The organism is Indolivaga alginatilytica, from assembly GCF_003201355.1.
Lineage (GTDB): Bacteria > Bacteroidota > Bacteroidia > Bacteroidales > Dysgonomonadaceae > Dysgonomonas_A > Dysgonomonas_A alginatilytica.
The window spans coordinates 91,011-107,214 of record NZ_QICL01000006.1; the positions used below are offsets into that span (position 1 = coordinate 91,011).

At 39.8% G+C, this 16,204-nt stretch carries 10 protein-coding genes and 1 pseudogene; all 11 read left to right on the forward strand.

Going from position 1 to position 16,204, the window contains the following annotated elements; all coding sequences use genetic code 11:
- The first annotated feature begins 42 nt into the window (after window positions 1–42).
- The 11 genes and pseudogenes from CLV62_RS07000 to CLV62_RS07045 all read left to right on the forward strand — a co-directional run bounded on the left by CLV62_RS07000 (window position 43) and on the right by CLV62_RS07045 (window position 16,203).
- Complete coding sequence (locus tag CLV62_RS07000) at window positions 43–2,010, forward strand: RagB/SusD family nutrient uptake outer membrane protein (protein ID WP_110310072.1); 1,968 nt, start codon at window positions 43–45, stop codon at window positions 2,008–2,010.
- Window positions 2,011–2,097: 87 nt separating this feature from the next.
- Window positions 2,098–3,483: a sulfatase-like hydrolase/transferase gene (locus CLV62_RS07005; RefSeq protein ID WP_110310073.1), complete on the forward strand. Its 1,386-nt coding sequence runs from the start codon at window positions 2,098–2,100 to the stop codon at window positions 3,481–3,483.
- Window positions 3,484–3,597: 114 nt separating this feature from the next.
- The gene (locus CLV62_RS07010) at window positions 3,598–6,408 is read left to right on the forward strand and encodes a glycosyl hydrolase 115 family protein (protein WP_110310074.1); all 2,811 of its coding nucleotides are present in this window, start codon (window positions 3,598–3,600) and stop codon (window positions 6,406–6,408) included.
- A gap of 101 nt (window positions 6,409–6,509) precedes the next feature.
- Window positions 6,510–8,579: a rhamnogalacturonan lyase gene (locus CLV62_RS07015; RefSeq protein WP_170120029.1), complete on the forward strand. Its 2,070-nt coding sequence runs from the start codon at window positions 6,510–6,512 to the stop codon at window positions 8,577–8,579.
- 76 nt (window positions 8,580–8,655) lie between these two features.
- A pseudogene (locus tag CLV62_RS07020) lies at window positions 8,656–10,050 on the forward strand (glycoside hydrolase family 88/105 protein); the annotation flags it as partial.
- Window positions 10,042–10,800, forward strand: a complete 759-nt coding sequence (locus CLV62_RS22015) for a rhamnogalacturonan acetylesterase (protein WP_245904040.1) — start codon at window positions 10,042–10,044, stop codon at window positions 10,798–10,800. The pseudogene CLV62_RS07020 and the gene CLV62_RS22015, both read left to right, overlap by 9 nt.
- A 21-nt stretch (window positions 10,801–10,821) precedes the next feature.
- Window positions 10,822–12,201, forward strand: a complete 1,380-nt coding sequence (locus CLV62_RS07025) for an alpha-d-galacturonidase (RefSeq protein ID WP_170120030.1) — start codon at window positions 10,822–10,824, stop codon at window positions 12,199–12,201.
- Entirely contained in the window at window positions 12,198–13,175 is a 978-nt protein-coding gene (locus CLV62_RS07030; RefSeq protein ID WP_110310077.1) for a glycoside hydrolase family protein, read from the forward strand. The genes CLV62_RS07025 and CLV62_RS07030 overlap by 4 nt, the downstream gene beginning before the upstream one ends.
- Before the next feature lie 21 nt (window positions 13,176–13,196).
- Window positions 13,197–13,508 carry an L-rhamnose mutarotase gene (gene rhaM / locus CLV62_RS07035; RefSeq protein WP_110310078.1) on the forward strand — a complete coding sequence of 104 codons (312 nt, stop codon included), beginning with the start codon at window positions 13,197–13,199 and terminating at the stop codon, window positions 13,506–13,508.
- 119 nt (window positions 13,509–13,627) lie between these two features.
- Entirely contained in the window at window positions 13,628–14,893 is a 1,266-nt protein-coding gene (locus tag CLV62_RS07040) for a rhamnogalacturonan acetylesterase (protein WP_110310079.1), read from the forward strand.
- A 62-nt stretch (window positions 14,894–14,955) separates the two neighbouring features.
- Window positions 14,956–16,203: a glycoside hydrolase family 88/105 protein gene (locus CLV62_RS07045; RefSeq protein WP_110310080.1), complete on the forward strand. Its 1,248-nt coding sequence runs from the start codon at window positions 14,956–14,958 to the stop codon at window positions 16,201–16,203.
- Window position 16,204: the final 1 nt, after the last annotated feature.

A 16,204-nucleotide genomic window follows, 5' to 3' on the forward strand; every position in this document is an offset into this window, starting at 1 on the left:
ATCAAAGCAATAAATAGCTCTATGAGCTTAAATAGAAAAAATATGAAAAATATAAAGAAAATAATATACTGTTGTGTAATTTCAACATCCACGGTTTTGCTGATGCCTTCTTGCTCTGATTTTTTGAATGAGGAGTTGACAACATCGCTAAGTCTTGAGTCTTTTAAAACACCCGATGGGTTAGACGGGCTTTCGGTTGGTATGTATCAAGGTCTGCGATTCCATTTTAATTACAATTGGGCATACGCTACAACAAACTATGGTACAGATGAGTTTGCTGTTGGCGGCGACCGTAGCGAGCAGATGTGGAATTCGTATGATGCAAGTTTAAATTCTCAGAATGCCTTTGTTTCCAATGTTTGGGATAATATGTACAGCAACATTGCGAGTGCTAATATTCTTATTCAGAATGTTCCTCTTTATTATGGTGATTTACCAAATAGAGATACACGTTTGGGTGAAGGGCATTTTATGAGAGGTTTCAATTATTTCAAATTAGTAAGACAATTTGGAGGAGTGCCTATCAAGCTCGAACCTTCGGTTACGGTAGAGTTTGAATTTGGTCGAAATACAACTCAGGAAGTATTCGAACAGGTAATTAAAGACCTTACGGAAGCATATAACTTATTGCCGTCGACGCCTGCCGAACAAGGGCGTATCACCAAATGGGCTGCTGCACACTTTTTGGCAAAAGTGTATCTTACTCGTGCGAGCGAATTGTATAGTGACTGGAATTCTGCTACAAAAGCAGAGGATTTAGATAATGCGATTAAATATGCAGATATTGTAATAAACAGTGGGAAACACTCTCTGGCAAAAGATTTTAGAGAATTGTGGAACTATACGACTGTAAATGGTGCGAACGAAAAATTGCCTGAGATTATCTTAGCCGCAGAGTTTTCTAACAATACAGCCACACAGGGTCGTTACGGAAATCAAGTCCATTTATATTACCCTTCTATCTACCAAAACCTGGCAGGTATGCAGCGTGATATTCCCGGAGGTCGTGAGTTTCAACGGATGAGAACTACCGATTATTCTATGGATGTCTTTGATAGAGTAAACGATTCTAGATTCTGGAAATCCTTTAAAACCAGTTATTCATGTAATAAACCGGCTAGTGCTCCTGTTTGGACAGCCAAATATGCACCAAGTACAGCATTAGTAGGTAAGGCTCGCTTTGCAGGAGGCGAACAGTCTATTCTTTACATTGTGAATAATGCAGGAGACAGCAGATACACAGAGGATAATATAAACTACCGTGCTCCCCATTTATTTGTCCGCTATTTCAACGAAGAACCATATAATCTTGAGAGTGATCATGGAAATTATTCTACAAGTCGCTATGTAACAATGAGTAAGTTTTTAGACGGATCGCGTATTTCGGTTGCTTCTCAGTTTGGTTGTAGAGATGGCATTCTGGCTCGTCTTGCCGAAACCTACCTTGTTGCTGCTGAAGCTTATGGACGCAAAGGGCAGTATGCTGCGGCATTGCCTTATATTAATGCAGTTAGAGATAGAGCTGCTTATAAAGCAGGAGAAGACAGAGCTATTTATTCAGACGGTGGAGTTGCCTACAAAAACAATGCTGTGGCCAATACTGCTCAATACACGTCGTATTCAGAAAAGAATTCATACTATGAGTCGAATAATATTGCGATAGCTACTACCGCTTCATCCTCATTGCATCTCAATAGTGTAAATGATATTTTGAATTCAACCAAAGAATTTTATGATGTAGTAGGAGCTTCTTCTGAGGCGCAAAAATTCCTACATTTTATATTGAATGAGAGATCTCGCGAACTGATGGGAGAATTGATCCGTTGGGAAGATTTAGCCAGAACCAAAACTCTTGTAAACAGAGCTAAGGTTTTCAATGACGAGGCTCTACCTAAAGAAGGAGTGCATTACCTTCGTCCTGTTCCTCAATCGTTTTTGGATGCTATTCATAAAAATGGCAGACCATTGTCGGGCGAAGAAAAACAAGCAATGCAAAACCCTGGATATTAATTTTAGGTATTTATTAAATAGAATCAAGACTGAGCCCTTATCTAAACTGAGGGCTTAGTTTTGTATTCACTTATAAAAACTAAAACTATGAAGAAGCATTTTTATAAGGTTACAAAAATTTTATCTCCATTGTTTGGGTGTCTGTTACCTGCATCGGTTTTGGCATTAGATACTTATAAACCCAATATCATATTTATACTTGCCGACGATTTAGGTTATGGAGACTTGGGGTGTTATGGGAACAAAATTATTAAAACTCCACATATCGATAACTTGGCAAATGAAGGTCTGAAATTTACCGATTGTTATGCCGGAGCTAGTGTTTCATCGCCATCACGTTGCAGTTTGATGACGGGTCTGCATACAGGGCATTCACGCATTCGGGGTAATATGTGCCGTGAGGGAGGTATTGAAGGCACACGAGAAGGTATGGCAGGTACAGTACGAAGAACCAATCTTCAACCTCAGGACTCTACAATAGCTAACGTTCTAAGTAATAATGGATATGTAACCTGCTTAGTCAATAAATGGCATTTAGATGGGTTCGATCCCAATGCAGGACCTTTGGATAGAGGCTTTCAGGAGTTTTACGGATGGCTGATCAGAGAACCCCAAAGCCATAATTTTTATCCAACTATTCGTTATAGGAATCGTCAGGAATATGTTATTGAAGATAATCTGAATGATAAAAAGATAGATCATAATACCGATAGGGCTACAATCGAAGCAATTGATTTTATACAAAGGAATCAACAAAAGCCATTTTTTCTTTATCTGGCTTATAATGCACCCCATGTGCCATTGGACGCCAAATCGTGGGGAGATTATAAAAATATGGATTTATCGGATAATGATAAATCGTATGCTGCACTCGTCACGCACATGGACGAATGTATTGGTAAGGTACTAAGTGAATTGAAGAAACTGGATTTAGACAAAAATACAATAGTTGTTTTTGCCTCCGACAATGGAGGAGCAAAAGCAGCAAATACCGAGAAGCTTATTCTGAATGGAGGGCTAAGAGGCTGGAAAGGCGATTTATATGAAGGAGGCATAAGAGTGCCGCTGATTATAAAGATGCCCGATGGCATCAATGTCGGTAAAAGCTCAGAATTTCCGTGTTACTTTCCCGATTTTTTGGCAACTTTTTCGGATATGACAGACTCTTATACCACTCTTAAAACAGATGGAATGAGTCTTCTACCCGAGATAAAGAAGCCAAATAGTTTATCGGATGAGGAACGATTTTTATATTGGGAACAATTTCCCTCAAAAGGTATTTCGCAAGCTGTCAGATGGGGTGATTGGAAACTGATTCGCCAAAATATAGGGAAGGAGTACGAACTTTATAATATAAAAACAGATAGAGCAGAGACGAGAGATGTGGCAACACAATTTCCAGATATCACTAATCGTTTAGCTGAATATATGCGTAGTGCACATGTTGAATCCGAAAACTGGCCGGTAAATTAGGTCACAGACCTTTTTTATCGTTTTGGTTGGTAATAGAACGATAATCAGTTGCAGTTATAAAATATAGCAATAACCAGCTATTCGATAATGAACTGTATCACAAACGTATTTATTATGAAAAACCTATATCTAACTATTCTTTTGTTAATTAGTTGTGTGGCATTTTCTATGTCGGCAACTTTTCCTTTGCTCAATAATAAGAAAGTAACAAACATATATGTATCCGAAAACGAAAACAAAGTAGTTCACACAGCCATCGGAATGTTTTGTTCCGATATGGAAGACGTATCGGGTCTGAGTCCTGCTCTGTCAAACGCGATTGTAGATAATTCCATTGTAATCGGAACAATAGGAAAGAATGAATATATAGATAATCTGATTGGTACAAAACAATTGTCTGCTGATAAAATAAAGAATCAATGGGAAGCCTTTCAGATTCAGATTATAAAAAACGGGGATAAGAAACAGCTAATAGTTTTAGGCAGTGATAGTAGGGGTACAGCTTACGGAGTACTCGAATTATCCCGACTGATTGGTGTTTCCCCTTGGAAGTGGTGGGCGGATGCCATACCCGATAAGAAAGAAGCGATTAACATCCCCGATGAGTATTTCCTATGTCGGCAACCATCTGTTCAATATCGTGGAATATTCTTAAATGATGAGGATTGGGGATTGATGCCTTGGTGCAGTCGGAATTTTGAGCAGTCTTCGGTAAAAGGTCGGATAGGCAGTAAAACTTACGGAAAGATATTCGAACTCCTATTGAGGCTTCGTGCTAATACTCTATGGCCAGCCATGCACGAATCGACAGTGCCTTTCTACTTTGTTGAAGGCAATAAAGAGATGGCAGACAAATATGGTATTGTAATAGGAACATCGCATTGCGAACCGTTGATGAGAAACAGTGCAGGCGAATGGGACGCTAAGAAATACGGGGATTATAATTACCTCACTAATAAAACTACCGTTTGTAACTATTGGTCTGAACGGCTCGAAGAAGCTGGAACATACGAGAACTTCTATACGATAGGTATGCGAGGTGTACACGACGGAAAGATGGAAGGTGTAAAAACGTTGGACGAGCAAACATCTGTTCTTTCACAAGTGATAGAGGATCAGCGGGAGTTGCTGAAAAAGTATGTAAATAAAGATATAACTAAAATACCTCAGTCGTTTGTACCTTACAAAGAAGTATTGAGTATCTACGAAAACGGATTGAAAGTTCCCGAAGATATAACCCTCACTTGGTGCGATGATAACTATGGGTATATAACACGACTAAGCAACGAAGCCGAACAGAAGCGGAGCGGAGGCAGCGGAGTTTATTATCATATCTCTTATTGGGGACGACCTCACGATTATCTCTGGTTATCAAGTACTCAACCTGCCCGTATCTATTGGCAAATGAAAAAAGCATGGGACACGGGAGCCCGTAAATTGTGGATATTAAATGTGGGAGACATAAAACCTGCTGAATATACTACCGAATTTTTCTTGGATATGGCTTGGGATATCAATAAGATAAATCCGCAGAATATTTATAGTAATCAACAAGATTGGCTTGCCCGAGAATTTGGAGAAGATTTAGCAAAAGAAATCAGCCCTTTATTAAATGAATATTACCGTTTGGCAAATATTCGTAAACCCGAATTTATGGGGTGGAGCAGGGTTGAAGAGTATTCTGCTGGGGTGAAAAACGGGCGAACACCCGTTATTGATACCGAATTTAATCCCTATGCTTTTGGAGATGAGATTTACAATCGCTTATCGGAATACTCCACTATATCCGAAGAAGCCCTGCGTTTAGAAAAGAGAGTTCCTCAAAATAAAAAAGCAGCTTATTTTCAATTGGTACAATATCCCGTTTGTGCTTCGGCAGAGATGAACAGGAAATTATTGTATGCTCAGAAAGCCAGATTATATGCCTCCTATAACTTACCCGTAGCCAATGAATATGCGGAGAAAAGTAATAATGCTTACAATGCCCTTACGGGATTAACCTATACATACAATCACGATTTGATGAACGGGAAATGGAACGGTATCATGGATATGAAACCTCGTGATCTTAATGTTTTTCAGAAATTGGAATTGCCTGATAGAATAGGATTTAAAAATACGGAGCAAGCTTTAATCTGGGTTGAAAATGCGGATAAGCCAATAAATAACGGACATGTAATTAAACTCGTTCCCTTTGTGAATCCATCAGGAAGAAAGACTTTTATTTCAGTTTTTCAACAAGGGGTTAAACCTATTGTTTGGAGCATTAAGCAAAAGCCCGAATGGTTGAATGTTTATGAAGAAAGCCTGAATCTCTTTGCTGAAAAGAGAATTGTCTTTAGTGCAGATTGGTCAGAAGTAAAATCGGAGAAAGCAATCGGAGAGTGTGTTTTAGATATAAATGGACAAGCCTATACATTCGAACTGGAAACTAATAACCTCAATAAAGATATGGCAACAGAATATAATAAGATGGTAATACTCAATGCCTCTGACTATGAAAAGGAAACACAAGGTCTATCAGAATTAATAGAGGGATTGGGAAACTCTACGCAAGCCGTAAGTTTGAGTAAAGGGGAAAGAAATGCTTTAACCTATAGGATATTAACAACCTCAAGCGGAGATGCTATTATCAGAACCTGCCTTCTACCCAATCATCCCGTAAATGGAAACGATATACGTTATGCCATATCGGTAGATAATGGAAAGCCTCAGGTAGTATCTTTTAAAACAGAGTTCAGAAGCGAAGATTGGAAAAAAAATGTGCTTAGAAACCAATCGGTAAATGTAACTTATCATAAGCTGGACAAGGCGGGCGAGCATATAATTACTATTTACGCATTAGATGATGGTGTTATTCTGGATCAGATAATGCTTGATTTTGAAGCCGACCGAAAATTTTATACAATACCATTAAGTAAGTAAAAGAAAATATTTAATGATACATTTTAAAGGCATAACAACCTATCGCTGTTTTACTTGCCAAAGCAATAAATAGTTCTGCGAACTTAATAATATTTGAGGATATGAAAAATTACAAATTCAAACAGATTACTGTGTTCTTATTCTTCTTCGTTTTTGCAATGGGTGTTTTTGCGCAACCAAATTATGATTATACAAAACTGAAAAGGGAGAAGCTCAATAGGGGCTTGGTTGTTGTGAAAAAAGACAGTAATACAAACTTTTTGAGTTGGCGTTACTTTTCTTCCGATCCTATGGATATATCCTTTAATATATACCGTAACGGGTCGAAAATAAATGATAAGCCGATACTAAAAGGCACTTTTTTCGAAGATAAAACAGCTTCGAGTAGTGAGCAAACCTATATACTAAAATCTTTAGTGAAGGGCATAGAGAAAGAAGAACAAAAATATACTCTTCCGGCAAACGCTCCTGTCGGGTATGTAAATATTCCTCTCGATAAACCCAAAGACGGTGTTACTCCCGATGGGCAGGCGTACAGCTATTCGCCCAATGATGCCAGTATCGGTGATGTAGATGGTGACGGCGAGTATGAAATCATCTTGAAGTGGGATCCTTCTAATGCCCATGATAATTCGCATAAGGGTTATACAGGCAATGTTTTTATAGATTGCTATAAACTGAACGGTACAAAACTTTGGAGGATAGACCTCGGAAAAAATATCCGTGCAGGGGCACATTATACGCAGTTCATGGTTTTTGATCTCGATGGTGATAATAAAGCCGAAATAGTAATGAAAACGGCTGACGGTTCAATTGATGGACTTGGTACTATAATAGGGGATGATAAATTAGACTTTAGAAATTCGGATGGTTTTATCCTATCAGGAAATGAATACCTGACTATTTTCAATGGAGAGACAGGCAAGGCGATGGAAACCCTTCCCTACGATCCGCCCAGAGGTGACCTTATGGGTTGGGGAGATGACAAGGGAAACCGTATGGATCGTTATCTGGCAGCTATTGCTTACCTCGATGGAGAACATCCAAGTGTAGTAATGTGTAGGGGATATTACTCCCGTACTGTATTGGCAGCTTACGATTGGCGAAATGGAAAGCTAACAAAACGCTGGGTTTTCGACTCGAATACTCCGGGCAACGAATCGTATGCAGGACAGGGAAATCATAACCTGAGAGTAGGAGATGTAGATGGTGACGGTTGCGACGAAATTATATATGGGTCGTGTGCTATAGATCACGATGGAACAGGTTTATACAATACAAAACTAGGGCACGGTGATGCTATACACCTGACGGTTTTCGACCCGAAGCGTAAAGGGCTGCAAGTATGGGATTGCCACGAAAACAGGCGCGACGGCTCTACTTACCGTGATGCACGTACAGGTGAAATACTTTTCCAGATTCCTTCACCTACCGACGTAGGGCGTTGTATGGCAGCCGATATCGACCCTAATCATCCGGGATTGGAAATGTGGTCGTGGGGCTCCAATGGAATCTTCAATGTAAAAGGTGAATGTATCGATACAGCCATGCAAAACATATCTGTAAATATGGCTTGCTGGTGGGACGGTGATTTGCTTCGCGAGTTACTCGATAAAAACAAGATTACAAAATACGATTATAAAAATGGAGGTGGAGTTCAAACGCTGCTTACTGCCGAAGGATGTGTTTCGAATAACGGAACAAAGGCGACTCCCGCCATTCAAGGTGATATTGTGGGAGATTGGCGTGAAGAATTTTTGTTAAGAACAGAGGATAACAGTAATTTGCGATTGTATGTATCTACCCATCCTACCGAATATCGTTTTCATACTTTTTTGGAAGATCCTATTTACAGGATAAGCATGGCGACTCAAAACGTAGCGTATAATCAACCCACTCAACCGGGCTTTTATATAGGGGCTGATTTGGGTAAGATATTCCCCGAAAAAGAGATTGTAACCGGTGCTTCCGAATTGTTGCTGGATGCAGGCATCGATTATGACAGTTATTCGTGGTCGATAGTCGGAGATACCCGCTCCAGATTAGTCACATCCGAAGATATTCCCCTGAGAAAGCGTACACTTATAAAATTAATTGTTACATTTCGAGGCTATGAGTTTTCAGATTCTGTGTATGTGACCTTAGGTGAAAAAGCAGTATCGAAGCCTTAAATTCTATGCTATTGAATAATTTTCCATGTTTCGGAAAGTCTCGAAATCCTTATTTTGCAATAAATATACGAAGACCATGAAATACACTTTAAATATACTCTCGCTTTTAATTTTTCTTTTGATAGGCGAAGTTCTTTTCGCTCAAAAAAAGGAGGAGAAAATAAACGATTCTACTACACCTTTACATCTTTTGGCTCCCGATTATAAAGTGCCTTACGGTATGATCTCAAAAGATGAAGTGAAGAAATCATTGGATAGGGTTTTAACTTATCTCGAAAAATCTACTCCAACGAATGTAATCGATAAGAAAACGAAAAAGGTAATTACCGATTATTCGCAAATGGACAGTAACTCCGAATTAGAAAAGGGGGCTTTTCGATTGGCTAGTTATGAGTGGGGAGTTACCTATTCGGGTATGCTCGAAATGGCAGCTGCAACAGGCGACAAACGTTACTTCGATTATGTGAATGATCGGTTCAAATTTTTATCCGATGTAGCACCCCATTTCAAAAAACTGATGGATGATTATGGTGTGATCGATCCGCAAATGAAACAAATGCTGACACCTCATGCTTTGGACGATGCAGGGGCTATGTGCGCATCTATGATAAAATTGGAGCAAACAGGGTCGGAATATAATCTTCGCCCGCTTATCGACAATTATATAAACTATATAATGTATAGCGAATACCGTCTTTATGACGGAACATTTGCCCGTAAGCGTCCACAGATGAATACGCTGTGGCTGGACGATTTGTATATGAGTGTACCCGCTCTGGCTCAGATGGGAAAATTGACGGGTGAAAGCAAGTATTACAATGAAGCGGTAAGACAAATATTACAATTTTCGAAACGAATGTTTGTCAAAGAAAAAGGTCTTTATATGCATGGTTGGGTAGAATCGTCCGAAGAACATCCTGCATTTCATTGGGGGCGGGCAAACGGATGGGCAATACTCACCATGGTTGAGGTGTTGGATGTATTACCGGTTAATCATCCCGAACGACCAAAGGTATTGGCTCAACTCAAAGAACATGTAAAAGGACTGGCTTCATATCAATCGGGAGATGGTTTCTGGCATCAATTGTTGGATCGGAACGATTCATACCCCGAAACATCGGCAACAGCCATTTATGCCTATTGCTTTGCCAGAGCCGTAAATAAAGGGTGGATCGATGCCATTGCTTATGCTCCTGTAGCTCATTTGGCTTGGCACGCAGTTTCTACTCAAATAAATAAAGAAGGACAGGTGGAAGGTACTTGTGTGGGCACGGGTATGGCTTTCGATCCTGCGTTTTACTACTATCGTCCCGTAAATGTATACGCTGCACACGGTTACGGACCTGTATTGTTGGCAGGGGCTGAAATTATAAATATGCTGAATAAGTTTTATCCGAAGATGAACGACAGTGCCGTACAATATTATTCGGACAAACAAAATACAACCGCTCCGATTTTTAGTGTGAGCGACCCATCCCGTTCACAGGATATAGTATCAGGAAGTTCACGTAAAAATGGCACAGCGCCTGTTCTGTTTCTGATTGGAGATTCTACCGTTAAGAATGGCAAAGGAAACGGAGATAACGATCAATGGGGGTGGGGAAGCTTCTTCGAACAGTTTTTTGATACAACAAAAATATCTGTCGAAAATCATGCATTGGGAGGCCGAAGCAGTCGTTCTTATTTTACCGAAGGATTATGGGATAAGGTATTATCCGGTATTCAATCGGGAGATTATCTGCTGATACAATTCGGACATAACGATGGAGGGCCTTTGAATACAGGTCGAGCCAGAGCGTCACTTAAAGGTATTGGTAATGAATCGGAAACAGTAATAATGGAACGTAACGGAGGACCCGAAACAGTCTATACCTTTGGTCATTATCTGCGTATCTATATCCGTCAGACAAAAGCAAGAGGAGCTTATCCTATTGTATTGTCGCCTACACCCGGTAATCATTGGACAAATGGCAAGATGAATCGTATGGCAGATACATACTCCAAATGGGCAAAAGACGTTGCTGCACAAGAAAATGTTCCTTTCGTTGATCTGAATGACCTGACAGCACAAAAATGTGATGCCTTAGGTCAGGCTAAAGTAAAGGAGTTATATAAAGACAATGTGCATACAACTCGTGAAGGAGCTTTGATGAATGGGCAATCGGTAATTGACGGACTGAAAGCTTTGCCCGATTTCGGGCTTCAAAAGTATATAAAATAAGATATAAAGATATCAATAGAAATGATGAATTTAACAAAATACGTAATCGGACTATTCGTGTTCTTGTCTGCCGCTTCTTTTACTTGTGCTTCGGATAAGTACGAATTAGTAAAGGTCGATGCACCTTTTCCGATGGAGCCGATTAAGGTTTTTATATATCCTCAACAAGATTTCCTTATCACTGCATACGGAGCGAAAGAGGGAGGTGAGGTTGATAATTCTCAGGCAATAGCAAAAGCAATCGATGCTTGCCACAAAGCAGGGGGAGGCAGGGTAGTAGTGCCTGCCGGTGTGTGGCTTACAAGTGCTGTTCATTTTAAAAGCAATGTGAATCTTTATCTGGATGAAAATGCTGTATTGAGTTTTACAGACAATCCCTCCGATTATCTGCCTGCTGTGATGACATCGTGGGAGGGTATGGAATGTTATAACTATTCGCCTCTACTTTATGCTTTTGAGTGCGAGAATGTAGCCATTACAGGAACGGGGACATTGAGTCCTAAAATGGATACGTGGAAAATTTGGTTCAAACGTCCTCAACCCCATCTGGAAGCATTGAAGCAACTGTATACAATGGCATCTACCGATGTTCCTGTAGATCAGCGTCAAATGGCGGTGGGTGAGAATCATTTGCGTCCCCATCTGATACATTTCAATCGATGTAAGAATTTCATGCTTGATGGTTTTAAAATAAGGGAAAGCCCGTTCTGGACAATCCATTTATATATGTGTGATGGAGGTATTGTGCGTAACCTCGATGTAAAAGCACACGGACACAATAACGACGGTGTAGACTTGGAAATGAGCCGTAATTTCCTGATAGAAGATTGTTCTTTCGATCAGGGAGACGATGCGGTAGTTATCAAAGCCGGACGCAACAGGGATGCATGGAGGTTGAATACTCCTTGCGAGAATATTGTGATCCGTAATTGTACTATTCTGAAAGGGCATACATTGTTGGGAATCGGTAGCGAAATGTCGGGTGGAATCCGTAATGTGTATATGCACGATTGTTATGCTCCTAATTCGGTATTCCGTCTCTTTTTCGTAAAGACAAATCATCGGAGGGGCGGCTTTATCGAGAATATTCACATGGAGAATGTAAAAGGTGGTACTATGCAACGTGTTCTTGAAATCGACACGGATGTACTCTATCAGTGGAAAAACCTTGTTCCTACTTATGAGGAACGCATTACCCGCATCGATGGTATTTATATGAATAATGTTACATGCCAGTCGGCTGATGCTATTTATGAGTTGAAAGGGGATGCAAGGCTTCCGATTCAGAATGTAAAGATTACTAATGTTCATGTGGGAGAAGTAACCAAATTTGTGAAGAAGGTCTCTAATGCCGAGAATGTTGTGGATGAGAATGTAACTTATACCGAGAATATAAAATGAGAAGAAACATCATAACCCTGGTTCTGCTTGTCATTTCGAGTATTATGTATGCTCAGATTGCAGACAAACCCTTGTTTCGTGATCCTGTTTATGACGGAGCAGCCGATCCTGTTGTGATTTGGAATAAAGGAGAGCAAAAGTGGTTTATGTTTTATACCAACAGGCGTGCCAATCTCGAAGACGTGAACGGTGTGGATTGGGTACATAAAACCCCTATCGGTATTGCCGAATCTACGGATGGTGGCGCTACATGGAAATATAGAGGTACTGCAAATATAACTTATGGAGGTGACGATTATACATACTGGGCCCCCGATATTATTGAAAATAATGGAACATACCATATGTATCTGACAGTTGTTCCCGGTACGTTTACGGATTGGAAGCATCCGAGAGAAATTGTTCACCTCACAAGTTACAATCTGATAGATTGGGATTATCAATCGAGTCTCTCATTAGCTTCTGATAAGGTGATTGATGCGGGAATTTTTAAAGTGAACGACAATCTGTGGTACTTGTATTATAATAATGAGAAAGACCGAAAATCTATTTATTATGCTCAAAGTTCCGATCTGAGAAACTGGACGGATATGGGAAGGGTAGTAGCCGATCAGTCGGGCGAAGGGCCTAAGGTTTTCTATTGGCACAATAAGTATTTTATGATTGTCGATAACTGGAAAGGGTTGGGTGTTTACTCTTCCGACGATCTCCGTACATGGATAAGGCAGGACGAAAATATATTAGCAAGGGGAGGATCGGGTGTTGATGATGGTACAAACGGACTTCATGCCGATGTGGTAATCAATAATGACAGAGCATATATTTTTTACTTTACACATCCGGGTCGTGCAAATGGCAATTCGGGCGATAGTTACGAAACCAGACGAAGCTCAATCCAAGTTGCCGAACTCGAATACAAAGACGGAATTATTACCTGCGACAGAGACAAACCTGTTCAAATATGCTTAAAATAAACAACTTTATAAATTGACGATATGAAAAGAGAAGCATTCAAAATGTACTTGAAGCCCGGAAAAGAGGCTGAATACGAGAAACGTCATAATGAAATATGGGACGAATTGAAATCTCTTCTAAAAGAGGCAGGCGTTAGCGATTATAGTATTTATTGGGACGAAGAAACCAATGTTTTATATGCCTCTCAAAAAGTAGAGGGTGGCTCTTCTCAATCGTTAGGAGATAATCCGGTCGTCCAAAAATGGTGGGCATATATGGCTGATATAATGGAAACGAATCCAGATAATTCGCCGGTGTCAAAGTCTTTGAAAGAAGTTTTTTATTTAAAATAGGGTGTGAAACGATTTGTGTTTTTGATTGTAGGGGCAAATAATCATTTTTCCGATTAGATACAGGGCGAATATTTATTCGCCTCTACAAAGCAAAATACTGTCAATATAGAATAGGAATAATGAAATCAGCTGTTATAATAGCTCTGTGTTTGTTTGGAATCTTAAGTCATACAATGGCTGTAGATTATAAATTTTATTTGGCAAGCGGGAAAACTCCGAAAGGTTTTCTTTCTGTACCTGCAAACCAGATATATTCCGAAGGGGGCTATGGTTACGATTTGGGAACACTTCCAAAAGATGGAAAACCATTCTTTTTCTCGGTAGATGTTCCCGAAGGAAATTATCAGGTAAAAGTGGTATTAGGGAGTAAAGATGCGGAAAGTAATACAACCGTAAAAGCGGAGTCTCGCAGATTGATGCTCAAAAATATCCGGACAAAAAAGGGACAGTTTCTTACCCATGAGTTCGCTGTCAATATACGTAACACTAGAATATCAGAAACTGAATCAGTCAAAATAAAACCCCGTGAAATGGGTAAACTTATTTGGGATAATAAACTGACTCTTGAATTTAATGGCGATAATCCATCGGTGCAAAGTATCGAAATAAAAGCGGCTGATAATCTGGTAACACTGTTTTTGGCAGGAAATTCAACCGTTGTAGATGAAGCCAACGAACCGTGGTGTGGATGGGGACAGGCATTTCCGCTTTTCTTTACATCGAAGGTTGCTATTGCAAATTATGCCGAATCGGGAGAGGCGGCAAATACATTTGTTTCGTCCAATCGTTTTGCAAAACTATTAACCAAAATAAAAAAAGGAGACTATCTGTTTATAGAATTCGGTCATAACGATCAAAAGCAAAAAGGAGAGGGGAAAGGTCCGTATACAAGCTATAAAAGCGACTTGAAATACTTGGTAGACGAAGCTCGTGCAAAAGGAGCAAACCCCGTACTGGTAACATCTATGCACCGTCGCAACTTCGACGAAAACGGCAAAGTTATTAATACACACGGTGAATATCCCAATGCGGTTCGCTTATTGGCAAAGGAGGAAAATGTGCCTCTTATCGATCTCAATAATATGAGTAAGGAGCTTTATGAGGCTTGGGGAGTAGAAGGTTCCAAGAAAGCATTTGTTCATTATCCGGCCGGAACATTCCCCGATCAGGATAAAGCTTTGGAAGATAATACACACTTCAATCCGTATGGTGGGTATCAGATTGCGCGTTGCATAATAAAGGGGATAATTGAGGCAAATCTGCCTATTCAAGAATATATCAAAAAAGAGTATCGAAATTACGATCCCTCTCATCCGGATGCTTTCGAAACATTTCATATTCCATTGACTCCTTTTTCATCAACAGTTAAACCCGATGGAAATTGAGGTCATAGAGTTTTATGCTGAATTAATAAACAGGTCTGTGACCTTAAACTTATAATATTTATATGAAGAAACGACTATTAACTGTATGTGGGATTCTTTTGTTGACGATTGGAACGGTATTTTCTCAACAACGTACCGATGAAGAATGCATAAGAGCAGTAGCCGATAATATATTGAAAGAGCCTGTTACCCAGTTTGTCGGAGTGAAATCAGGTAAGACATACAACAATACCAGAGAAATACCCAAAGGTGAAGATGTGAGGTTTAAAAGTCCGCTTTCCGAATGGCATTATTCCAATGGCGTACTTGATATGAGTATGATAAATCTGGGAGAGTATCTGAACGATACCAAATATATAAATTATGCGAAGAATCATGTAGCATTCGGATTTGCAAATTACGAGTACTTTAAAAATACATTTCGTAACGATCGTAACCATTGGCACTGGCCTTTCGGTCAACTTTGGAATATAAAAGAGTTGGACGATTGCGGAGCGATGGGGGCAGCCGTTATCGAAGTATATAAGTACGACTCTCAAAAGCAATACAAAGCATATTTTGAAGCGGCAGCGAAACACATTATGCTAGATCAAACACGCTTGGATGATGGTACATTGTGCCGTACATTCCCTCGGGAGATGACTGTTTGGGCTGATGATGTTTATATGAGTGTTTCGTTTTTGGCTCAAATGGGAAAACAAACGGGCGAGAAGAAATACTTTGACGAGGCATCTCGTCAGATTCAGAATATTGCAGGGTATTTGTGGTGTCCCGAAAAACAATTGTTTTATCACTGTTATTATACCGATCTTAAACGCAATGGGGTCGCATTCTGGGGACGTGCAAATGGTTGGATTACTGTTTCTTTGGTTCGGTTATTGGATGTGTTACCAAAGAATTACGAAGGCAGAAAACGGTTAATCGATTTACTCGAAAAGCAAATAGTAGGAGTATCTCGCTATCAGAACGAAAATGGTATGTGGAATCAACTCTTGGATAAGCCCGAATCATACGACGAATCGTCAGTTACAGCCATGTATGTATATGGCATTGCTAAAGCGATTAACGAAGGTTGGTTTCCCGATAATACTTACCAGAGGATAGCTCAATTGGGCTGGAATGCATTGAAGAAAGATCAGATAACCGAAAACGGGCATTTCAAAAACGTATGTGTAGGAACGGGTATCACTGATGATCTGCCTTTTTATTATACTCGTCCCGTAGGCGAAAACGAAAAGCACGGACTTGGTTTGATAATAGATGCAGGTGTCGAAATCTTGAAACTGAATAAGAGAAATAATAAACAATAAA